Annotated in this window: 21 protein-coding genes; 14 read left to right on the top strand and 7 right to left on the bottom strand. The window is 63.8% G+C overall.

From position 1 onward, the window contains the following. Nucleotides 1–144: 144 nt before the first annotated feature. From dmpG to ACQPYR_RS21560, 6 genes are all read right to left on the bottom strand, one after another. The gene (gene dmpG, locus ACQPYR_RS21585) at nucleotides 145–1173 is read right to left on the bottom strand and encodes a 4-hydroxy-2-oxovalerate aldolase (protein ID WP_433634868.1); all 1029 of its coding nucleotides are present in this window, start codon (nucleotides 1171–1173) and stop codon (nucleotides 145–147) included. Then, nucleotides 1170–2144 carry an acetaldehyde dehydrogenase (acetylating) gene (locus ACQPYR_RS21580; protein WP_433634867.1) on the bottom strand — a complete coding sequence of 325 codons (975 nt, stop codon included), beginning with the start codon at nucleotides 2142–2144 and terminating at the stop codon, nucleotides 1170–1172. Before ACQPYR_RS21580 ends, dmpG begins: the two co-directional genes overlap by 4 nt. Continuing rightward, nucleotides 2144–2953, bottom strand: coding sequence for a 2-keto-4-pentenoate hydratase (locus ACQPYR_RS21575; RefSeq protein WP_433634866.1), 810 nt, complete (start codon nucleotides 2951–2953; stop codon nucleotides 2144–2146). The genes ACQPYR_RS21580 and ACQPYR_RS21575 overlap by 1 nt, the downstream gene beginning before the upstream one ends. Before the next feature lie 94 nt (nucleotides 2954–3047). Further along, nucleotides 3048–3821, bottom strand: a complete 774-nt coding sequence (locus ACQPYR_RS21570) for an alpha/beta fold hydrolase (protein ID WP_433634865.1) — start codon at nucleotides 3819–3821, stop codon at nucleotides 3048–3050. Continuing rightward, nucleotides 3818–4756, bottom strand: a complete 939-nt coding sequence (locus ACQPYR_RS21565; protein WP_433634864.1) for a 3-carboxyethylcatechol 2,3-dioxygenase — start codon at nucleotides 4754–4756, stop codon at nucleotides 3818–3820. The genes ACQPYR_RS21570 and ACQPYR_RS21565 overlap by 4 nt, the downstream gene beginning before the upstream one ends. Before the next feature lie 33 nt (nucleotides 4757–4789). After that, nucleotides 4790–5773 (bottom strand): zinc-binding dehydrogenase, encoded by a 984-nt coding sequence (locus ACQPYR_RS21560; protein ID WP_433634863.1) that lies wholly within the window; start codon nucleotides 5771–5773, stop codon nucleotides 4790–4792. Between the two features lie 102 nt (nucleotides 5774–5875). On the opposite strand from ACQPYR_RS21560, the gene ACQPYR_RS21555 reads away from it, so the two are divergent. The 14 genes from ACQPYR_RS21555 to ACQPYR_RS21490 all read left to right on the top strand — a co-directional run bounded on the left by ACQPYR_RS21555 (nucleotide 5876) and on the right by ACQPYR_RS21490 (nucleotide 20088). Continuing rightward, nucleotides 5876–7234, top strand: coding sequence for an aromatic ring-hydroxylating dioxygenase subunit alpha (locus ACQPYR_RS21555; RefSeq protein WP_433634862.1), 1359 nt, complete (start codon nucleotides 5876–5878; stop codon nucleotides 7232–7234). After that, on the top strand, nucleotides 7231–7569 hold the full coding sequence (locus ACQPYR_RS21550) for a non-heme iron oxygenase ferredoxin subunit (RefSeq protein ID WP_433634861.1): 339 nt from the start codon (nucleotides 7231–7233) through the stop codon (nucleotides 7567–7569). The genes ACQPYR_RS21555 and ACQPYR_RS21550 overlap by 4 nt, the downstream gene beginning before the upstream one ends. Continuing rightward, on the top strand, nucleotides 7566–8780 hold the full coding sequence (locus ACQPYR_RS21545) for an NAD(P)/FAD-dependent oxidoreductase (protein WP_433634860.1): 1215 nt from the start codon (nucleotides 7566–7568) through the stop codon (nucleotides 8778–8780). The genes ACQPYR_RS21550 and ACQPYR_RS21545 overlap by 4 nt, the downstream gene beginning before the upstream one ends. Nucleotides 8781–8840: 60 nt before the next feature. Then, complete coding sequence (locus ACQPYR_RS21540; RefSeq protein ID WP_433634859.1) at nucleotides 8841–9407, top strand: 3-phenylpropionate/cinnamic acid dioxygenase subunit beta; 567 nt, start codon at nucleotides 8841–8843, stop codon at nucleotides 9405–9407. A gap of 60 nt (nucleotides 9408–9467) precedes the next feature. After that, nucleotides 9468–10316: an alpha/beta fold hydrolase gene (locus ACQPYR_RS21535; RefSeq protein WP_433635205.1), complete on the top strand. Its 849-nt coding sequence runs from the start codon at nucleotides 9468–9470 to the stop codon at nucleotides 10314–10316. After that, nucleotides 10313–11146: a 3-(cis-5,6-dihydroxycyclohexa-1,3-dien-1-yl)propanoate dehydrogenase gene (gene hcaB / locus ACQPYR_RS21530; protein WP_433634858.1), complete on the top strand. Its 834-nt coding sequence runs from the start codon at nucleotides 10313–10315 to the stop codon at nucleotides 11144–11146. The genes ACQPYR_RS21535 and hcaB overlap by 4 nt, the downstream gene beginning before the upstream one ends. 30 nt (nucleotides 11147–11176) lie before the next feature. After that, nucleotides 11177–12766, top strand: a complete 1590-nt coding sequence (locus ACQPYR_RS21525; protein ID WP_433634857.1) for an acyl-CoA synthetase — start codon at nucleotides 11177–11179, stop codon at nucleotides 12764–12766. Between the two features lie 2 nt (nucleotides 12767–12768). Further along, a complete protein-coding gene (locus ACQPYR_RS21520) occupies nucleotides 12769–13227 on the top strand; it encodes a hypothetical protein (protein WP_433634856.1) in 459 nt (152 codons plus the stop codon). 992 nt (nucleotides 13228–14219) lie between these two features. Continuing rightward, nucleotides 14220–15008: an IclR family transcriptional regulator gene (locus tag ACQPYR_RS21515; RefSeq protein ID WP_433634855.1), complete on the top strand. Its 789-nt coding sequence runs from the start codon at nucleotides 14220–14222 to the stop codon at nucleotides 15006–15008. Between the two features lie 741 nt (nucleotides 15009–15749). After that, entirely contained in the window at nucleotides 15750–15917 is a 168-nt protein-coding gene (locus tag ACQPYR_RS21510) for a hypothetical protein (protein WP_433634854.1), read from the top strand. Between the two features lie 225 nt (nucleotides 15918–16142). Further along, nucleotides 16143–16826 (top strand): hypothetical protein, encoded by a 684-nt coding sequence (locus tag ACQPYR_RS21505; protein WP_433634853.1) that lies wholly within the window; start codon nucleotides 16143–16145, stop codon nucleotides 16824–16826. Next, nucleotides 16760–18220, top strand: a complete 1461-nt coding sequence (locus tag ACQPYR_RS21500; protein WP_433634852.1) for a DUF4041 domain-containing protein — start codon at nucleotides 16760–16762, stop codon at nucleotides 18218–18220. The genes ACQPYR_RS21505 and ACQPYR_RS21500 overlap by 67 nt, the downstream gene beginning before the upstream one ends. A 180-nt stretch (nucleotides 18221–18400) precedes the next feature. Next, on the top strand, nucleotides 18401–18769 hold the full coding sequence (locus ACQPYR_RS21495) for an effector-associated constant component EACC1 (RefSeq protein WP_433634851.1): 369 nt from the start codon (nucleotides 18401–18403) through the stop codon (nucleotides 18767–18769). Continuing rightward, nucleotides 18766–20088 (top strand): caspase, EACC1-associated type, encoded by a 1323-nt coding sequence (locus ACQPYR_RS21490; RefSeq protein WP_433634850.1) that lies wholly within the window; start codon nucleotides 18766–18768, stop codon nucleotides 20086–20088. Before ACQPYR_RS21495 ends, ACQPYR_RS21490 begins: the two co-directional genes overlap by 4 nt. 59 nt (nucleotides 20089–20147) lie before the next feature. On the opposite strand, the gene ACQPYR_RS21485 is transcribed toward ACQPYR_RS21490, so the two are convergent. Then, nucleotides 20148–21863 carry a hypothetical protein gene (locus ACQPYR_RS21485; protein WP_433635453.1) on the bottom strand — a complete coding sequence of 572 codons (1716 nt, stop codon included), beginning with the start codon at nucleotides 21861–21863 and terminating at the stop codon, nucleotides 20148–20150. Nucleotides 21864–22565 lie beyond the last annotated feature (702 nt).

Genomic DNA, 22565 nt, shown 5'->3' with positions numbered 1-22565 from the left:
GCAATGCCACGGATCTCGATCCGCGTTTCGATCGCAACCTCCTGTAATGCATTGATATTCAGGGTCTGGAAACGCCGACGGCCTGCCCCGCTGCGACTGACGAAATAGGGTCGCGGGGCAGGCCGGGTCAGCATCATCGAGGAATCAGCCGGCGGGCACCGCGGCCGTTTTCCCGACGAGGTCGAGGGCGATATCGACGATCATGTCCTCCTGACCGCCGACGAGGCGGCGGCGGCCGACCTCGAGCAGCAGGGTGCGGGCATCGACACCGTAGCGTTCGGCCGCGATTTCGGCGTGCCGCAGGAAGGACGAATACACGCCGCCATAGCCGAGCGTGAGGGTTTCCCGGTCGACCTGCACTGGACGATCACGCAGCGGACGCACCAGGTCATCTGCGGCGTCCTGCAGCGCGAACAGATCGCAATTGTGTTTCCAGCCTTCGATATTCGCGACCGCGATGAACGGCTCGATCGGGCAGTTACCCGCACCTGCGCCCTGACCCGCCAATGAGGCGTCGACGCGCGTGACGCCTTCTTCCACCGCGACCACACTGTTGGCGACCGACAACGACAGGTTCTCGTGGGCGTGAATGCCGATCTGAGTGCCGGGATCGAGCACGTCGCGGTAGGCGCGGATGCGATCGCGCGCGGCCGCCATGGTCAGCCGCCCGCCGGAGTCGGTGACGTAGACGCAGTGGGCGCCATAGGATTCCATGAGCTTGGCCTGGGCCGCCAGCTCCGTGGGCTCGGCCATATGGCTCATCATCAGAAACCCGGAGACATCCATGCCGAGTTCGCGAGCCTTGCCGATGTGCTGAGCGGAAATATCGGCTTCGGTGCAGTGCGTGGCAATCCGCACGGACCGCACGCCGAGCTCGTAGGCGCGCTCGAGCTCGACGATGGTGCCGATGCCCGGCAGCAGTAGCGTGGTGAGCACCGCATTGCGGATGTTCGCCGCCGCGGCCTCGAGCCATTCCCAGTCGGTGTGACTGCCCGGCCCATAATTCACCGAGCCGCCCGCAAGGCCGTCGCCGTGAGCGACCTCGATGGCGTCGACACCAGCCGCGTCGAGGGCAGCGACGATGCGGCCGACATCGGCCGGATCGATGCGATGCCGGATCGCATGCATCCCGTCACGCAGGGTGACATCCTGGATGTAGAGTTCGTGGGTCATCGAACCGCCTCCGTGACAGAATCAGCTACTGCGGCAACGGCTTTCCGTCGAGCAATGGATTCCGCGACCCGCAAAGCCGCGGATGTCATGATGTCGAGATTGCCCGCATATGCGGGCAGATAGTGCGCCGCACCTTCGACTTCGAGGAAGACCGACACGCGAGTGGTCACCGGTCCGGCACCTTCCGGCACAAGCGTGTACACCGGCTCGCCCTCGGCAATCGGGGTGAATTGAACTTCTTGCTTCAAGCGGTAACCCGGCACGTACTGCGAGACCCGCTCGGCCATTTCGGCGATCGAAGCGCGGATGGCCTCGTGGTCGGCGTCGCCGATGAGGCAGAACACCGTGTCACGCATGATCAGCGGTGGTTCAGCCGGGTTGAGAATGATAATGGCCTTGCCACGCGCCGCACCTCCGACGGATTCGATCGCGTGTGAGGTGGTTTCGGTGAACTCGTCGATATTGGCGCGTGTGCCCGGGCCTGCCGACTTGGAGGCGATGGACGCCACGATTTCCGCGTAATGCACAGGGGTGACCGCCGAGACTGCCGCAACCATCGGGATGGTTGCCTGCCCACCGCACGTCACCATGTTCACGTTGTCCACCCCAGCCTCGAGATGCTGGTCCAGATTCACCGGCGGCACCACGAACGGGCCGATGGCGGCCGGGGTGAGATCGACGAGCTGCTTCCCGTACGGTGCGAGTTTCTCAGCATTCGCGATGTGCGCCTTGGCGGAGGTGGCGTCGAAGACTATCTCGATCTCGTCGAAGTTCGGCAGTGCGATCAGACCGTCGACGCCCTCGTGTGTGGTGGGCACCTTCAGGCGCTTGGCGCGCGCGAGTCCGTCGGATTCGGGGTCGATGCCGACCATCGCACCCACTGCGAGCGTTTCGGACAGTCGAAGCACCTTGATCATCAGATCGGTGCCGATATTGCCCGACCCGATGATGGCCACAGCGGTCTTACTCATCAGCCTTCCTTCCGGGAGAACGTGGCGGAAACCGACCCGAGCGGGCCGATCTCGGCACGGATTCGAGTGCCCGGCGGTGTGGGCACCATAGGACCGAGCGCGCCGGAGAGAACGATCTGCCCAGCACGCAACGGGTTTCCGTATTCCTTGGCCGTGCGCGCCAGCCATGCCAGAGCATTCAGCGGATCGCCGAGGCAGGCGGCGCCGGTGCCTTCCGACACCAGCACGTCATCGGCGTACATTCGCATTTCGACCTCGCGGGGTTCGAACTCGTCCAGGCTGAGCTTTTGCTCGGCCAGAACGAACAAACCGCTCGAGGCATTGTCGGCGACCGTGTCGGTAATCGTGATGTCCCAGTTGGCGATTCGGGAGTCGACGATCTCGAGGGCGGCGACCGCATGGCCGACCGCGGCGCGGATCTGTTCGTCGTCGAGATCGCCGTCGGCAAGATCGGTCCGCAGGACGAAGGCGATCTCCGCCTCGGCCTTCGGCTGCAGCAGCCTGCGCGACGGAACCTCGGCAGCGCCCGACAAATCCATATCGGCGAACAGCACGCCGAAGTCGGGCTGGTCGACCCCGAGCTGCTGCTGCACCGCGGGCGAGGTGAGACCGATCTTGCGGCCGACGACCACCGCACCGTCGGCGATGCGACGGCGGGTCAGTTCCTCCTGCACGGCGTAAGCGAGAGCGATGTCGTCTACACCGAGCAGATCACGCAGCGGTTCCACCGGCTGCATTGCACGGATAGCGCTTGTCACACGGTCGGCAGCAAGCACGACGGTGTTCGCATCGACGTCGGTTGTGCTCATGGGTGAATCCACATCCTTCCGGTAGCTGCTGTGGCGATCATGCCCCGGCAGCGGGGCCGAGCCCAGCTGGGCGTTCCGCTGTACAGCACGACAGTCACTGCTGCTGACGCGAGCTCGCGAAATGGTCAGTGACAAGGGCGTTGAATACGAGAGGCTTCTCGACGTTGACCAAGTGAGCGGCGCGGTGGATCACGCGCAGGGTCGAGTCCGGGATCAGTTTCGTCATCTCCCGTACCAAAGCCGGAGGGGTCACCTCGTCGAACTCACCGGCGAGAATCAGTGCGGGCGCGGTGATGTGCGGCAGCAAAGGGCGGGCGTTATGAGTTGCGAGGGCCTCGCAGCAGGCGGCGTAGCCCTTCGGGTTCATCGTCGACAACATCAGCAGCGACTGGGCATAGGTCTCCGGCTCCCGTTCCGCGAATCCGGGTGCGAAACGCCGCACAGCGGTGCGCTGCACAATCTCCGACAGTCCCCGCGTTCGCACGGTCAAAGCCCGCGTATGCCAGAAGTCCGAGTCGTACTCCGTTGCAGCACAAGCGATCACGACCGACAGGACACGATCCGCATATCTCGCGGCAATGGCTTGGGCGACTGCCCCGCCGAAGCTGAGGCCGACCACGACGAACCGGTCCACCCCCAGCGCGTTCATCAGAGCGATCACATCAGCGGCGAATCCCGCCACCGTGCACCGCTCATCTGGTACCGGGGTACCACCGTGTCCCGGCAGATCCACCGCGATGGTGCGATACCGGCCCGAGAACTCGCGCAGCTGGTCGTCCCACATGGAAATCGTGGTGCCGAGCGCCCCGATGAACACGACGACGGGAGCGTCGGTCAGGCCGTTATCGATGAAGTGCGGGTAGCTCATCGCTGTCGCGCGGTCGTCACGGCGAACCCAGCGATCCAGGCCGGAATCGACTCGTAGAAGCGGTAATTCATCTCGTAGCCTCCACTCGCCTGCAGAGAGGAGTAGGCCGCGATCCAGGTCCGCACCTCATGCGCGGAGCCGCCGCCCTGCTGCCCCATCCATTCGACGGTCCAGTCGTCGAATGCCGCGAGGTCACCGTCCTGCAGCAGGTCGAGCAGCTGATTGTCCCAGCTCGGGTTGATCGGCAGGATCGTGCTGGTCCCCGCGACATAATCGCGACCGGCCTGTACTACCCGCTGTTCGCCCTTGGCACGCTGTTCCGGTGTCGGCGGGTGACCCTCGATCAGCGCATCCGCGACCCGCGGCGGCGCACCCTCGAGCACCGGTACCGGCGGATCGTGCGACAACCCGCCGGAGGCCAAATACAACACGCGAAGATCCAATTCGTCGGCGGCTTGGCCTATCGCAGTGCCGAGTGCTCGAATGCGGCTCACTGGACCGAGGGGCGTAGCGACCCCGTTGACGAACACCGGCACCACAGGAACCGCATCGATCCCGCCGAACAGCATCTCGAGGGGCTGCGCGAACCCATGATCGACGGTCATCCGCGCTGAAATGGTCAGATCGATCCCTCGATCGAGCACACCCTGGGCGATCAGCTTGGCGGCGCCGGTATCGACCGACACTTTGCCAGCCGCGCTACCGAAGTCGCCCACCGCGTTCGCTTCTGTTGCCAGACAGAAGGGCGGCATCTCCTTGTAGAAGAAGCCGTTGTAGTGATCGGGGGCGTACAGAACCACCAGCTCGGGGTCGAATTCGGCGATGAATTTCTTCGCGGTAGTGATGGCTTCGCCGACTCGGTCCAGTACGTCCAGAGCGGGGTCGTTTTGGCCGATCAGGGGTGAGTGGGACAGACCAACGGCTGCTGCGGTCATGAGCGATTCCTCGGAATTGGTGAGCGGGTGATTTCAGCGCGTCGCGGCGGGCGGGTGAATGACGACCTTGCCTGTCAGTGCGCCGTCGATCATGAGTTGGAAGCCTTTGTGAATATCGCTGAGCGGCAACGTTCTATCGATCACCGGCCGCACACCTGTGGACTCCATCATCCGCAGCATCGCGACGAGTTCACTGCGCGTGTTGCCCGTAGAGCCGAGGATGCGCTGTTGCAGGTAGAAAATGCGAGTCAGGTCTGCGGGCGGTTGCGCGCCCGTTGTCGCGCCCGCGACGACGATCGCTCCCCCGGGGCGCAACGATTTCAGTGAGTGCTCCCATGTTGCCGCCCCCACTGTCTCGATCACAACGTCCACCTTCTCCGGAAGCCGGTTACCCGTGGGCAGCGCGATGTCGGCGCCCCAGGCAAGCGCCTCCGCGCGTTTTTCCACGCTGCGGCTGGTTGCGTAGACGACAGCGCCTGCGGCGGCAGCGAGTTTGATCGCCGCCGAGGCGACCCCGCCACCGGCGCCTTGCACCAAGACCCGATCACCCGGCCGAATTCCGGCCTTGGTGAACAACATTCGATACGCGGTCGTCCAGGCGACGGGCAGACACGCGGCCTCATCGAACGACAGCCAGGAGGGCTTGGGAACCACATTGCGAGTCGGCACCGACAGATACTCGGCAAACGTGCCATCGAAGTGCTCGGACATCAATGCCCGATTCGGATCCAAGGTCTCGTCTCCCCCACCCGCGTCCGGGTCGGCGATCACCGGGTGGACGATCACCTCGTTGCCGTCCGCGTCATACCCGGCGGCGTCACAACCCAGCACAATCGGCAGCCGCTCCGGCGGATGGCCGACACCGCGCAACGTCCACAGGTCGTGCATGTTCAGCGAGGTCGCCATGACACGCACAAGCGTCCAGCCCGGTTTGGGCGACGGAGCCGGAATATCACGCACCACCAGACCCGACAACGGGTCCTCTGCGCTCTGGGAGATGGCCTGTGCTGCAAGCATGGGCTCAACGATCACCCGCCGGAGCTGCCCGGCCATAGCTCGTGTGCCGTCCTACGGAACAGGCATTGGTGTTCGGGGCGCAGCGACCGCTTTCCTGATGACATGACCTCCACCCTCGACCCCGCAACCGGTTGCGAGAGTGCCACCGCCACCCCCTGCGGTGCGCTGCGACGCCCGGCCGAGCTGGCTCGCAATATCGACGTCTCAGGGCTGGTCGATTCCGAGGGCGGCCTGCTGGACCGGGCCATCTTCACCGACCACCAGCTCTACAAGCAGGAACTCCGCCGGGTCTTCGCCCCCAGCTGGCTGTTCCTGGCACACACCGACCAGTTCCAGAAGCCGGGCGACTTCTTCACCACCTACATGGGCGAAGACCCGGTCATCGTCACCATGGACAAGAACCGCCGGATCCGTGCCTATCTCAACTCCTGCCGCCACCGCGGCGCCCGCGTCTGCCGCGCCGATTTCGGCGCGACTCGCAACTTCACCTGTACATATCACGGTTGGGCCTATGACCTGGACGGCAAGCTCGTCTCCATCCCGAACCAGGACGGCTACCCGCAATCCTTCGACACCGGGGATTGGGGACTGGTCGAGGTGCCGCACGTGGAGTCGTATCACGGTCTGATCTTCGGCACCTGGAATCCGCAACCCGCCTCATTGCGCGAATACCTCGGCGATATGGCCTGGTACATGGACGCCATGCTCGACCATGACGACGCGGGCACCACGGTCGTGGGCGGAGTGCACAAGTGGGTACTCGAGGGCAATTGGAAATTGGCGGCCGAGCAGTTCGCCACCGATTGGTACCACGTCAATATGAGCCACGCGTCGGCACTCATGGTGCTCTCGCCGGAAAAGAAACCCAAGACCGAGATCGTCCACCGCACCGGGCGACAGTACGTCGATCCCAACGGCCATGGCGCAGGGTTTCCCGTACACCCGCGCAACAGGTTCAACGCACAGCAGGTGCACGACTGGACCGATTACGACGCCCTGCGTGAGCGACTCGGTGATGCCCGCGTCGAGGGCCCACTCACCGACGGCCATGCCACGGTCTTCCCCAATTTCTCCTACCTGCCGGTGATCGGCACCATCCGGGTCTGGCATCCGAAGGGCCCCGATCGCATGGAAGTGTGGTCGTGGACCGTCGTCGACAAGTCGATGCCCCCGGAAGTCCGTGAGGCTCAACGGCTCTACAACCTGCGCACCTTCGGCCCCAGCGGCATCTTCGAGCAGGACGACGGTGAGAACTGGAGCGAGGTGCAGGCCATCTCGAACGGTTTCATCACCAACCGAGTGCCGCTCAACTACCAGATGGGCATTGGCTCCGAGCAGGAAGACGGTCGCTTTCCGGGCAAGACCAGCGAACTCTACAGCGACGCCGCCGGGCGCGCCTTCTACGGCCACTGGCGTGACCTGATGAACACCCCCGCCTGGCACGAGAAGGAGAAGCGATGACCGGCAAGGGAATTCGTGTCGCGGCTCTCGACGACATCCCCGTCGGCGAGGGAATCGCGATCAACAAATCCGTCACAGGCACGGGCGACGATATCGCCTTGCTGCGCGACGATGACGGCAGCGTCTACGCGCTCGACGACACCTGTACACATGAGACCGCTTCCCTCGCCGAGGGGTGGGTGGAGGGCGGATATGTCGAGTGCCCGATGCATTCGAGCAAATTCTGCCTGAAAAGCGGTGAGGTGCAGGGCCTTCCGGCGACGGTGAACGCGTGCCCGCATCGAGTCGAGGTTCGTGACGGCGACGTCTGGCTGTTCCCGAACGAGGCGCCATGACCGGCGGCGTTGTCGTGGTCGGTGGTGGGATCGCCGGCGTGAGCACCGCCGCGGCGCTGCGCTCGGCCGGTTTCGTCGGTGACCTCACCCTCGTGGATGCCGGCGAGTTCCCTTACGACCGGCCACCGCTGTCGAAGGACTATCTCGCGGGCACCAAACAGCTCTCCGAGATCGCCCTGCAACCGCCGCAGTGGTATGACGATCAGAAAATACGACTCCTGACCAAAAGCCGGGTAACCGCGCTGCGCCCCGACTTTGGTGCAGTCGAATTGACCGACGGCACAACGGTTTCGGCAGACCGCGTCGTCCTCGCGACCGGTGGTCGCGCAGCCCGCCCGCCCATTCCGGGTAGCGAAAATGTACGTGTTCACGTTCTGCGTAGCGCCGAAGATGCCGATCGACTGCGCGATACGCTCCGGGCCGGAGCTCGAGCACTGGTGGTGGGAGCAGGGCTCATTGGAGCCGAAGTCGCCTCTACCGCAGTCGATCTCGGGTGTGAAGTGGTACTCGTAGACCCCGCCGATCCGCCCCTGGCACAGGCGATAGGCCCGGAGATCGCCACCTGGCTCCACCGCCTGCACGGCGAGCGCGGCATCCGCAGCATGCGTGCGAGCATAGAAACACTGCGCGACACCGGATCCGGCATCGAGGCTCGGCTGACCGGGCACGACGTGCCCTTGCTTTTCGACGTCGTCATCCTCGGTGTCGGCATGGTTCCGGAAACCTCGCTCGCGGAGGCGGCCGGACTCGAAGTGGACCGTGGCATCGTTGTGGACCGGACTCAGTCCACCTCCAACCCGGCGATTCTCGCTGTCGGAGATCCAGCGCGCGTCAGCCACAACGGAGCGTTGCTGCCACGCACCGAGCATTGGGAGGCTGCCCAACACGACGGGCAGCGCGCCGCCGCGACCATCCTCGGTATCGCCCCTCCGGCCGACACCGCACCCTGGTTCTGGACCGACCGCCACCACCGGCATGTGGAGGCGGTCGGTGAAATGTCCACCGCCGAGCACATCGTGCTGCGCGGCGCACTCGGCGACTCGTCGTTCTCCGCATTCGGTCTGGCTGGTGGTCTTGTGGTCGGCGCAGTCGCCGTCGACGCACCAACCGCCGTGCGTGCCGCACGTCGAATGATCGACCGAGGCATCGCCGTGGACTCCGACCGGCTCGCCGACACCGCAACCGACCTCCGCAAACTGCTGCGCGGCTGATGTGCCGCTCTGCGGCACAACCGCTTCGGCGAGCTCCTGCAGAAGGGATGGAATGACACCGTGAGCACCACGACAGCGCAGTCCGCCGCCGGCCGACGAGCCGACCGCGAGACCCACTTCGAAGTAGAACAGTTCTACTACCTCGAAGCCGATTTGCTCGACGAGGGCCGGTTCACCGACTGGCTGGAGCTGCTCGACGACGACCTGGACTATTGGATGCCAACGCGCACCAACAGGTTGCGACGCCAACAGGCCCTCTCGATCGCCGCGCGCGGCGAGGCCGGCTACTACGACGAGACGAAGGAAAGTCTCGCGTGGCGCATCCGCCGCTTCGATTCCGGCATGGCCTGGGCAGAGGACCCGCCCTCACGCACGCGGCATCTCGTCACCAATGTGGTCGTCCACCACGTGGATCCGGAGGAAAGCCCCGAATTCACCTCCGACGACCTCCTGGTCCGTTCGGCCTTCCTCGTATACCGCAACCGGCTCGAACGCGAAGAGAACGTCTTCGCCGGGCAACGCACCGACCTGCTGCGACGAACCGCCGCCGGACTGCGTGTGGCCCGCCGCACGATCCTGCTGGACCAGAACATCCTGCAGGCGAAGAACATCTCGACCTTCTTCTGACATCGAGGGGAATCAACCGTGTCCATTTCCGAACTCGACCTCGCACTCCGGCAGCGCGACATCGAACTGACCCACCACACCGTTGCGACCAGCCTCGGCACGATCGCGGTCGCCGAAGCAGGCTCGGGTCCCGTACTCGTCATGTTGCACGGCGGCGGCCCCGGCGCATCCGGAGTCAGCAACTACCACCAGAACCTGGCCGCGCTGACTCGACGCTTCCGAGTCGTCCTGCCCGACCAGCCGGGGTTCGGCGACAGCTACCGGCCAAGCGAATCCGATCTCGACGCGCGATCCATTACCGAGATCACTGTCGACGCACTGTTTCCGGCCTTGGATGCACTCGACATCGAACGCTTTCATCTGCTCGGCAACAGCCTCGGCGGTGCGGCGGCGATCGCCATGGCCCAGGCGCGGCCCGAGCGAATCTCCGGACTCGTCCTGATGGCTCCTGGCGGCGGCTGGCTACCGTTCGGGCCCACGCCGACCGAGGGTCAGAAGGAGATGTTCCGCTACTACAACGGCGGCGGCCCGAGTCAAAAGAAGATGGCCGACTTCATCCGCACCATGGTCTTCGACCACAAGCAGTTCGGCGAAGACGTCGTCAAGGCACGCTACGAGGCATCACTCGACGAAAGCCACGTCGAGTTCTACCACCACTACAACGCGGCGTTCGCCAAGCGCCACGGAATGGACCCGCTGTGGCGGGACCTGCACAAGATCAAGGCGCCCACGCTGCTGCTGTGGGGACGTGACGACCGCACTATCACCCTCGACGGCGCACAGCTCATGCTCAAGCAGATCCGCGATGTGCAGATGCACATCTTCGGAAAGTGCGGTCACTGGGTGCAATTGGAGCGGGCACGCGAATTCGAGCGTCTGGTCGGCGATTTCCTGGCGGAGCTGGCATGAGTGGCTGGCTCGACGGTTACGTCGCCTTGGTAACCGGAGGCGGCACCGGCATCGGACGGGCCGTCGCCGAACGCTTCATCGCCGAAGGCGCATCCGTCACGATACTCGGACGCCATAACGACCGCCTGGAAGAAGTCGTCGAGCAGTCACCCGACCCGTCGCGCATCCATGCCGTCGAGGCCGACGTCCGGAATTCCGATCAACTGCACGCTGCCGTCGCCGAAACCGTTGAGCGCTTCGGCAAACTCGACACCCTCGTCGCCAATGCCGGTATCTGGGATTACCAGCGCCAGCTCACGCGCTTGAGCGCCAAGGAACTGTCCGACACGTTCGACGAACTGTTCTCGATCAATGTGAAGGGCTATTTCCTTGCGGCGGAAGCTGCTTGGCGCGAACTGGTGAAAACCCGCGGCAGCATCGTCATGACGCTGTCCAATGCCTCCTTCTTCGTCAACGGAGGCGGCCCGGTCTACACCGCGAGCAAACACGCTTGCCTCGGCCTGATGCGCGAACTCGCCTACGAACTCGCCCCGAAGGTGCGGGTGAACGGCGTCGCGTGCGGAGGGATGAACACCGACCTGCGCGGGCCGGAATCGCTTTCCCTGCACGAGCGTTCACTCGCCAGCTCTTTCGCGAAGAAGACATCGGACGCTCCCCCGCCGCCGATTCCGTTGCACGATTCCAGCACCGATCCCCGCGACTTCACCGGCTCATATGTGCTACTCGCCTCTCGGGAGCAGAGCGGCCCCGTTACCGGACAGGCGATCTCGGTCGACGGTGGCATCGGAGTGCGAGGCTTCGCCACCGCCGCCGGCGGCGACCATCTCTAACCCGCTCGACGACGAGCACGAGGAGCATTCATGATCACGACACCGTCGGTGAATTCCGGTACCACGGTGGATATCAATCCCGCGACGGCAATCCGCGGAAACGCCGCCTACCAACCCGACGGCGTCGTGATCCGGTATGACGGCGGCGATCTGACTTACGCGCAATTGGAAGAACGCGCCGCAAGACTCGCCGCCGTACTCGCCACGCGCGGTATCACCGACGGAGACCGAGTGGCCTACCTCGGACTCAACAGCCCGTCCTTCCTCACCACCATGTTCGCGACATTCCGGCTCGGTGCGATCTTCGTGCCGGTCAATTTCCGGCTCACGGGACCGGAATTGCAGGCAGTCCTGCACAGCAGTGGAGCAACGGCGATCATCTGCGAAGACGGTCATCGCGAAACGCTCGACAGGGTTCGCGTACAAACCTCGCTCCGGCATTTCCTGCTGGTGGACGATGATCCCGAAGCGCCCATTTCTACGGACGCAACCGACCCCTGGGAACTATCGAGCCCGCTGTGCACCGCTGTGGAACCAGCCGCCCCACCGGTACGGCGAGGGTTCGATGACCCGGCGATACTCATGTTCACATCAGGCACCACCGGCTTGCCGAAGGGTGTAGTACTCACCCACGGCAATATCTGGTGGAATGGCGTGAACGTCGATGCGCGACTCGATACCCGACGCGGTGACGTCACTCTCGCCGTCGCCCCGCTGTTCCACATCGGCGGTCTCAACGCCCTAGCCCTGCGCACCATCCTCCGCGGCGGAACCGCGGTGATCCACCGTAGCTTCGAACCGAATGCCGCCCTGCGGGACCTCATCGACTACCAGGTGAACTCGTTCTTCGCCGTGCCTGCCATGCTCACCGCGTTGGCCCGGGTTCCTGGCCTATTCCGAACCGAGCTGCCCTGGTTGCGAAGCATCGTTGTGGCCGGTGCGCCGGTACCGCCGTCGCTGATCGAGTCGTATGCCGCGCATCGCATCACATTGCAGCAGGCATGGGGCCTTACCGAAACCGCTCCATTCGCAACACATCTGCCAGCCGAGCACACCCTGACAAAAATAGGATCTGCCGGAATTCCCATGCCGTACACAGAGGTTCGTGTCGTCGACCCCGCCACCAATACGCCCGTGGAGTGCGGCGTGAGCGGCGAAGTCGTTGTGCGGGGCCCGAACGTGACACCGGGATACTGGAACAACGATGCCGCCACCGCCGCCGCTTTCGACGAGAACGGCTGGTTCCACTCCGGCGATATCGGCTACCTCGACAACGACGGGTACCTGTTCATCGTCGACAGACTGAAAGACATGATCATCAGCGGCGGCGAGAACATCTACCCCGCGGAAGTCGAACGCGCCCTTGCCGACCTACCCGGCCTGGTCGATGTAGCGGTCGTCGGCGCGCCCGATGATAAATGGGGCGAAACCGTCGTCGCCGTCGTCGCCTGCGCCGAGGGCACTCAACCGAGCATCGAGGAGATCCGCGCGCATGCGTCGGCCACACTGGCGCGCTACAAGCTGCCCCGGGAGCTGAAGCTCGTGAAATCGGTACCGCGCAACGCGTCCGGCAAACTCGACAAGATCGCCATCCGCGGCTTACTGCACGAGGACCGTTGACCATGTCCATCGAGCCGATTCCCGTTCCCGAACTCCCCCACCCCTGGATCACAACGATCCGAATGCGCAAGCACACAACCGTTCTCCTCGATGTTCGACGCCCCGCCGACTGCAGCGTCACGGTCGAACTGGAGCGCTGCGCCAGCGGCCGCCTGCGCGAGGCCTACCCGGTCAGCACCCACGACATCGAGGCCCGCATCACCGGCCGCATACCGCAGGCACTGCTTGTCGAACTTCTCGCCAGTCTGGTGTCCGCCCTCGAAAAGGCGGATCCACAGTGCCGCAAGATAGTGTTCGCGACCGTCGTGGGCGATATAAACGCACCCGCCACAGCCGAGGCGGCTGGCTTTCGATATGTCGTGGACGTCGACCTCCCCGACGCTGAGGTCTCACTGTTCGTGGCCGAGCCCAACTGGGTAACGGCAGTCGACATGGACCTCGACCGGGTGCCCGGTACCTAGCCGAATTCGGACAAGACGTGACTGCCGGCGCCATGCGGCACTTTCGTTTGTCGAGACGTCAGGATGGACGCCCTGACGAAAGCTGATCGCATGGCGCGGACAAGCAACGGCGGTTGAGTCTCCGATGTCTGGTCGGCCCGAGCGGGGCACCTATGACGATGACTGCGAGCGGCCGATTGCCGAGCACGAGGAGACTCAGCGGCAGCTCCGTACCGGAAAAGCCGCAGAACTCGTCACATTGACAGAACTTGCGGCCGCATTGCTTCACCGAGGCTGAACAGCTGCCAGGCTGGTTAAAGCCGCTCAGGTTATGTATGTTGCGACCGGTCCGGCGCCCAGTGCCCAAGCGTTCGGAGCGGCGCGGGTGCTTCCGCAATGCCAACCGTCGCCTGAAGACCGTGGCGCGGAAGGCGGTGGTCGGCTGAAAGCGGTAAGAAGCTTCCATCCTCGCAGTCGGTGCACGCCCCAGAGTCAAGGTGGCTGGACGGCAATGGCGTGAAACCTCGGTCGCGGAGCGCCGGTCGACGAGCATGTGCATGCTTCCCTCCCAGAGTGCCCCCTCGAGGATCCGGCAGCGCGTTGGTCCCGCGCCTGACGGTATTCGAATGCAGGCCGGACACGGGCCAGGGCCGCGACAGCTGCGGCAGTGACAGGCACAGGTGCTATTGGGGAGCCCCTGCTGCGCCCACCGCCATCTGGGCGGCCGAAGACGGCCGACTGTCGGCCCCTAACATTGACCGTCCTTGCTCTCGTCCGCCGACCTCGTCCGCCGACCGATCGCGGCGAGTGCCCAACCGCACCCGGGCAGCTGGCCGACCCACGGTGTCACTGTGGTCGGCCCGAAAAAGAATCTCGCCTGGTCATTCCGTCACTTTTAATAGACGCATTGTCATTCTTGACGAACCGGGGTCGGGTTTGCATCATTGTCAAGTAGAAGTGCCGATCCGGTATACGCAAGTTGACACCACAGCTCTGACCAAGGGGTAGCCACGATGACCACGCCCATCGCCGAACCGCTTCGCGACGACCGTGCCGCCGTCGACAAGGCCATCAGTCTGCTGGTCGCCTTCGGCGATAAGGCCAGCACCGGTGTGGGCGTCAGCGAGCTTGCACGCCGCGCACAACTGAGCAAATCCACTGCGTTTCGCGTACTGGGGATGCTCGAGCGCAATGGAGTCGTGGAACGTGTCGGCACCGGTTACCGACTCGGGGCCAGGCTGCATAAACTCGGCCAGGCCGTGTACTCCCCTGAGCACGAACACCTCCGTGACCTGATGATGCCGCACCTCACCGAGCTGTACGAAATCACGCACCACACCGTGCACCTGGCAGCGCTATACGGAACCGATGTCGTGTACCTCGCCAAACTCTACGGCCATCGCACAGTGCAAGCTCCCTCACGTATCGGCGGTCGGCTACCCGCGCACGCCACAGCGGTCGGCAAAGTGCTGCTGGCCTACCATTCCCACATCGCCGCTCAAGCTTTGAGCTCCCCGCTGGCGACCCTCACCCCACACACCGTCACCGACGCCGTTCGCCTCACCGACGAACTGATAACTATCCGACGCCACGGGGTTGCCCACGACAACCAGGAAAGCCGAATCGGCCTGTCCTGCATCGCAGCACCGATATTCGACCACCGTGGCCGAGCCATTGCCGCCCTCTCGATCGCCGGGCAGCACGAACGACTGGATACACGCCGCCTCGAGATCACCCTCCGCCAAATCTCCTCGGCGGCCTCGCAGGCTGTCGCACGCACCCACTTGTCTCGAACGGCATAGTCGGCCGCCGCTCTCAATAGGAACAATGGTTGATCCGGATATTGCTCCGGCGATACCGAAATTCCGACGCTGCAAATACGATCAGCGTCACAAGGATTCAGGGCGAGACTCGTCAGCGCCTCATTTACGCCGCAGTGGGAACTGTATCCGAACACTCAGAACGCGAGGACTGAGGCATCCACGTCTTATCGGCCTGCACGAACGCGACCGCGACCTCGACCGGCCGCGCAAACGTCGGTGTGCGGAGGCTTCAGCCGCGCACGCGACCAGGGTGGCATCTACTCGAGTTCGCATCCTCCTAGGCACCACCGAGCAAACCCGAACGCGTCAGCACCTACGGCAAAGTCGCAGCCCACTCGGCCCGTTCTCGGTCGCCGAGCTGGCGAAAACGTTGGTCGATCACGACCGGCAGTTGACCGTCGAAATCAACGAAGTCCCTTGGCATTTTGGTGGCATCCAAGATGGTGAACCGCGCCGAACGAACCGTATTCAGGCCAGGGCCAGGACCTTCCGCCGCCGAAGTACGTGGGCGCCGAGTGCCCTCCGGACGCATTGAATGCGTCAATACCTCTGTAACGCAAAGGAATTGACCATTCGGCATTGCGAACCCGAATCGAATCAGGCCCTGCACGGTGAACTCTGGCGCGTGGCATACGAACCCAAATCGGCTCTGGGGTTCGCCGCGCTGCTGGCACGCTCGCGGGCGGGCCGACCTCCCGATAGCCCATCAACCTCCACATTGTGCCTGCAGGTGATAAAGCGCTGGTCCGCACCGCGTACGAGCGAATCCGCTGCGAGCGCGAAGTCTTCGACGCCAACACCCTGATCACCGCAGCGTTGGCGGAGCTCCGCGCGCGACCGCTCGACCCGCCGTATTCGATGCTGGTCGTCGATGAGTGCAAGACGTAACGTTGATGAGCTTGCGACTGGTCGGGGAGATTGCCGCCGACACCCCCAATTCCCTGCTGTTCGTCGGTGACGGTCAACAGCAGGTAGATCCCGGTGGCTGGCGGCTGTCGCACGTCGGGTTCGACGTTCGCAACCGCAGCGAAGCCCTGGCCGTCAACTATCGCAACCGGGCCGCAATTCTCGCTTACGCCAAGGGCATCGCCGCCCGCAACACCGTCGACGACCTTGACGGCGCCCGGCGTGACGCTGCGCGACGCGCGCGGCGTCCTCGATGGCGGGCACGTCGACGAATGGGCGGGACCCGACGACCAGCTCGATACCGCACTCATCACGGCGATCCACGCACTCGACGCACCCAACGGCCACCTCGCCGTGATCACCCGCACCAACACCGAGGCCAATCGCTTCCTGCGGGTACTGAAAGCGGCCAGCATCCCGATCCAGCTGCTCGAAGACTACGACGGCACCTATGTTGACGTACTGAAGGTCGGCACCGTCCAACGCGCCAAAGGGCTGGAATTTCCAGCGGTCTTCCGCCCGGTACTGCCCGGCGAACGGCCCCGCCGCCGGACCGCGTCACAACAGGACACCGACGAACTCGCCGCCCGCCGACAACTAGTCGCCGTCACCCGCGCCCGAGACTACCTCTGGCTCGGAATCGCCGACGGAGCACTTTCCGTAATAATCGACAACGTTGAACGGTGGTGTCGACCATCGGCGTCTACTGCCCGAGTCTGTAACCAGATGCCCGCCGCAGCGCAGGATGTCACTGACTTATCACTGCACCCACACCCTTCGGAGCGTCCCGGTTCGAGACCGGCCAGCCCGGACCCAATCGTGCGTTGGATCTCCAAACGTTGGTGCGTGCTGGCATCCTCGAAACAGCAACTGCGACAAGGGGGATCATGACTACCACACCACCGAACTGGTATCCCGACCCTGAGGACCAGGGTTTTCTGAGGTATTGGAACGGCACGGACTGGACCGGCGACCGCAAACCTGCCTCTGCCATCGATGTCACCGGACATACCCAGCAGGGCGTCGCGCAGGCCCCGAAGGTTCCACTGTTCGGCACCCGCGCCTATGCGAAACGACAATCACAGGAGCTGGCCGACGCCCTCACTGAAAATCAAAGACTCCGAGCGCATTTGGCGAGCTTCGGAGGATTGGAAGTCGCCGAACTACAACGCCTGCGCGACCAGCTCGCAGCGCAGATCACCGACCAGCAGACGCTGCTGGACAGCCTGCGAACGCAAGTAATCAGCACTCGAGAAGAGCAAGTGCTTCAAGAGATCGGCATCTACGAATACCGTCATCCCTTGTCGGACGCGGTCGCTTACCGCGACGACCTCAAACATCTACAAGGCGAAATCAAGGAACTGGCGCGCCGCGACGGCGGCGCGATCGAGGCATCGACTACCTGGTCCGTCAACGGGTCGGTCACCGAGGGCCGCAAGATGATCCGCGAATACTCGATGCTGATGCTGCGCGCCTACAACGCGGAGGCCGACAACCTCGTCCGAAGCCTCAAGCCGTACAAGCTAGCGTCGGCGCTCGAACGCCTCGACAAGATCGCTATCACCATCGAACGGCTGGGCAAGACGATGCAGCTGCGCGTCGCCCCGCACTATCACCAGCTCCGCCGACGCGAGCTGGAGTGGACAGCCGATCACCTCGAGAAGATCGCCTGTCAGAAACAGCGCGAGCGCGACGAACGCGACCGCCTGCGTGAGGAGCGCAAAGCGCACGAGGAACTGGCCCGCGAGCGAGCGAAACTCGAACAACTGCAACAGCAGGACCGCGATGCCCTTGCCGCGCTCGTGGCCGCAGGCAAAAACGACACCGCGGACGCCGAAGACCTGCGCGCACGGTTGGAGGCACGGGAGCTTGCGCTCACCACGATCACCAACCAGGAGAACGACATTCGCATCGGCCACGTCTACGTTATCTCCAACATCGGCGCGTTCGGCGAGGGGGTAGTCCAGATCGGTATGACCCGCCGCCACGACCCGTCAGAACGCATCCGTGACCTGAGCAACGCATCAGTGCCGTTCCGATACGACATCCACGCCCTTTTCTACGCCGACGACGCGGCCGGAATCGAAGCCGAGCTGCACCGGCGCCTGGCACACAAACGCGTCAACCAGGTCAACCAACGCCGCGAATTCTTCTACGCCACTCCCGCAGAAGTACGTGAGCACCTACAGGCACTGACAGGACAGCTCCTCGAGTTCAACGAACTCGCCGAAGCCGTGGAATACCGTCAAAGCCGCACCAGCCTTCGAAATACCGGCCAGCAATGATCCTGTGCAACACCATGCTTCGAGACACCAGCGTCCAGTAGTCAGATATGTCGATCGGAGCTCGGTTCTCCGCCCTGTCGCCGTCCCCACGGTTATGCGGTCTGAGATCCATGTGAGGCAACGATGCGATCTCACCGGTTTCCTGTGCTTGGAGGGGCTGGGCGCGGCAGGATGGTTGCCATGCCGGAAGCTAAGGGCCAGTTGACAATCCGCACCCACGGCAGCGCCGATGACCTATTCCAGCTCCTCGAATGGCTCAACGACGACGATGAGCTGAGGGGCCGAGTGAGCTTGCCCCCGAATCGGATTCGTCCGGGCCAGATGGGTGACCTCTACGATGTACTTGTCGTCGCCGTCGGCGCGGGCGGAATCGCCCCAGCCCTGGCCCGGTCGCTGACAGCGTGGTTCACCGTGCGCCGATCCGATATCGCCGTCACCCTCAAGATCGACGATCACACCGAGATCACCCTGGACGCCAAGCGAATCAAGACACCGCAGATCACTCAAGCATTGCAGAGCATGCTCGATCGGCCCCACAACCCACAGTGACACCGGCACCGAGTCGCAGCGGCTGGCGTGCCGCCCTGATCGGGGTCAGCCGGTACGTCGATCCCGAATTCCCCGACATTCCGGCTGCTCTCAACAACGTCGCGGACCTAGCCCGGCTGCTGACCGCACCCACCGGCAGCGCGCTTGCCGAGCACCAATGCGATGTCCTGACCGATCCTGAGCACAACGCGCAGGTCGGCAAAGCGGTCGCTTCCGCTGCGCGCGAAGCCGATGACGTGCTGTTGGTGTATTTCGCCGGACATGGTGTGGTGGATCGGCGTGGGCGACTGTACTTGGCGCTATCCGGCACCAGCCGAGACCACCCCGAGTGGAGCTCAGTGCCGTTCGCGACGCTGCGCGATGAACTCATCGCGAGTCCAGCCCGCGCACGCATCCTGATCCTGGATTGCTGCTTCTCGGGACGAGCGTTCGAGGCCATGGGTGCGTCCTCTTCGCTCATCGACGGTCAAATCGACATCCAGGGCACCTACACCATCGCATCCTCGGCCAGAAACGAACCTTCGATCGCGCCCGAGGGCCACCGCCACACCGCCTTCACCGCAGCCCTGCTCAGCACCGCCACCAATACTGGGCTCACGCTCGATCAGCTCTACCAGAAGGTCGACCAGACCCTGCACCGCGATGGCTACCCCCGCCCCCAACGACGAACCATCAACATCGCCGGTGAACTGCGTCTGTTCACCCCACCCGCCCTCAGACCGGTATCTGGTGGCGACGCCTCGACCGCGCCGATCATCAACCACCCCACCAGCTCTAGTACCGACGCCGACACGCTTTTCGAAAGCGGTCGGCGCTTCGCCGACGAAGGCGACCTCATCCAGGCAGAGAACTCTTGGCGGCTGGCCGCGTCGCAAGGACATACCGGCGCGATGAACAACCTCGCCACCCTGCTCGATACGCAAGGTAAAGTCCGCGAAGCGCACGAGTGGTACCGCGAGGCCGCCGAGCGGGGCAACGTCGATGCCATGGGAAACCTGGCAATCCTGCTACACCAGGTAAAACGGGTCAGCGACGCCGAACTCTGGTGGCGCCGAGCCGCGGAGTCCGGCAACACCGACGCCATGTACAACCTCGCCATCATGCTCGACAAATCCCGACACCTCGACGAAGCCCTCACCTGGTACCGGCGAGCCGCAGAAGCCGACCACACCGACGCGATGCACAACCTCGCGATCCGCCTGCGCTACCGCGGACAACTCTCCGAGGCCACCACCTGGTGGCAACGCGCCGGTCACCGACAGGCACAACGCACTAGCGAGAAGCTGCGCGGCCCGGTTTCACGAAAACAGTCACGGTGAGCGCTGCACCTGAGCGGCCCCCTGTTCCATTGGCATTATCGGCCCTACGCCTCCTACACCTAGGCTGCGTCGTCTGCTCTGAGGTTGGCTCCGCCAGCACCGTTCTCGATGAGGCGGTCGAGGATGTCGAGGCACCGATCGATCATCGCCTCGGATGATGTCGCGTGGTAGGTCGCGAGGACGATGTCGGTGACTTCGTAGGCCTCGGCCGCGGCGTGTGTGCTGATGTCTCCCGACTCGGCGCTCCATCGTTGCAGCCAGTCCTCGCACAGTGCGACGACAATGTCAGGCAGTTCTCCGAGTCGGCGGTGCAGTCCGTCGAGTACGTACGCCGGTGTCTCGCTGAACATTCGTGTGTCTCGAATTGCCTTGAGTAGGTCGGCGTAGGTAGACAGAGGCCCTTCCATATATCGGACCACGGCAGTTGTCTGCTCTCGAACTTCCCCGGCTTCGTCGTTCATTAGCCTGAGCAGCAGCCCCAAGGTGGGAGATGCTTCCGGTTCGCCGGGGTCGCTCGGCGGGAGACTGCTGACCAATTGGGTCAGGCAGTCCGCGACGGCCGCCCTGACGTCGGTATCGGCCAGGAATAGTTCGAGCAGGGGACGATCGAAGCCCGGCAGTTCGACGTTGTCGACAGCGAGCATCGTGGCCATCCAAGCTGCGGCAGTACGAGCATGTGTGCTCGGCGACGATGCCATCGCGCGAAGGAAGGCCGCCGTCGAAGCCGGGGATCGGTTTCTCATCAGCCACATCAGTTCCGGCAGTCTAGGAGCTTCGAGAACTCTGGGCGGCGCACTGGCAAGCCATTCTCGGGCCAAGGTGATCACGAACTCGGGAGCTTCCGACCATGTCAGTACCAGCGCTTGCGGTACGAGGACGCGAACGGCTTCGGATAGGTCTGTTGTCACCTGTTCCAGAAGCGGCTTGAAGAGAGGCAGACGCTCGGAGCGGGTCGCTGGTTGAGCTAGCAGCGCGGCGACTGTGTTGAGTGCGACACCTCGCGGCTGGCTATGGGCGCTACCGACAAGGTGGTCGTGCCAGACCTCGCCGCCGATGGGGTTCCGGCCGACATCGCAGATCTGGGTGGGTAGCAAGACGATGTCCTCAGGGAGGTCGGGTTGTCCTGCGAGATGATGAATACACCTCGCTATCGCAATGTCGAGATCCGGATCGTGCGGCCTGCCGAAAGCGTTGCGAATCGCGTCGTAGATTCGAGCGACCATCGTCCCGCGCCGGATCTCTTCGGATTCTGGTCGAGCTTGCAGTGCCGCTGAAATACCTTCGAGGACTGCGATTACTCCAGTTGCCGGCGCGGAGTTCGGGAAGTCGGTCAACAGGCGCGCGAAGCGGGCGGGATCACGTTCTGCAGCCGCACGCGCCGCCTTCTTCAGCGCGTACGCTCGATCTTCGTCTGTATCGAAATCCGGCCAGGCCGCTACCTCGGCAAGCCACTCTGAGTCGTCGAGGTCGGCAGGCACGGAGTCTTCGTCCCGCTCCCATGAAGAGTTGATCCAGAATAGTGGTGCAGGCTCGCTCGCGGCTTGCCCCAACACAGCATCGAGCCCATCCACGCGACGACTGAACGTCTCGGGCAGATATCCACCCGCATACCGTCGCAGTAGCGACAAGACGATGTGCTCTTCGCGCATCAGCGCAGTTACTGATTCCACGCCCGCCGCATGACAGGGTTCGCCGTGGATGCCGTACGCCGCGGTCACGAGACTGAGAGCATGGACACGCTGTTCGTCGCCGCCGTCGGCGACGACCCGCGCCACCACTGATCCCCATGCCCATCCGGGGGTGGCGCCGGCGGGGAGTCCGCGCACGCGGGGGTCCGCGATCCAGCTCGAGGTGGCGACAGATAGCGGCCGCATGATGAATGTAGGAATCGGCAAGACGGGACAGCCGTCCGGCGAGATCTATCCGATCCGCCTCCCGTGGCCTATGCCCGGCAGCCTTCAGAAGACTCCACAGGTCGACTGAATCCAGTTCGGCCGGTGCCGTCTTCAGACTCTGCCAGAGCACGGACACGGCAGCTGCTGGGTCTCCGTCCATCACGTAGGACAAGCGAGCCAATGCGAATCGCTTCAGCGCTTCGTGCCTGACGACGTTGAACGACATCAGGGCGAGGCGTTTGTGCAGCGTGCACTCGTCGATGCCCCATTCAAGTCGCAGCTTGTCGAATGCTGGCTCCTCCGTTTGCTTGTCGAGTTCGTGGCGCAACCCCTCCGCACTGAACCGCTTGGCCTTGTCCGCCAGACTCTTCAGAACTGGCACCTGCTCAGAGACGAAAACGGTGCGCCATCCCCGGCTGGTCATATTTCGAAGCCCATCCAGAAGGCCGATATTCCGCGGTTCTGTAAGAGGCCACGTTATTCCCTGGGACTGCACGCATTGATGCGCCTCGACAATTCGCCCTGCCGGCTTTCCGTATAGTCGAAACTCGATCGATCCCTCTGGATGCGTGGCTACTTGCA

This window comes from Nocardia sp. CA-120079, from assembly GCF_050955745.1.
Taxonomy (GTDB): Bacteria; Actinomycetota; Actinomycetes; order Mycobacteriales; family Mycobacteriaceae; genus Nocardia.
The sequence above is the reverse complement of the archived record's forward strand: the minus strand, read 5'-3'. Positions and strand labels throughout refer to the sequence as shown.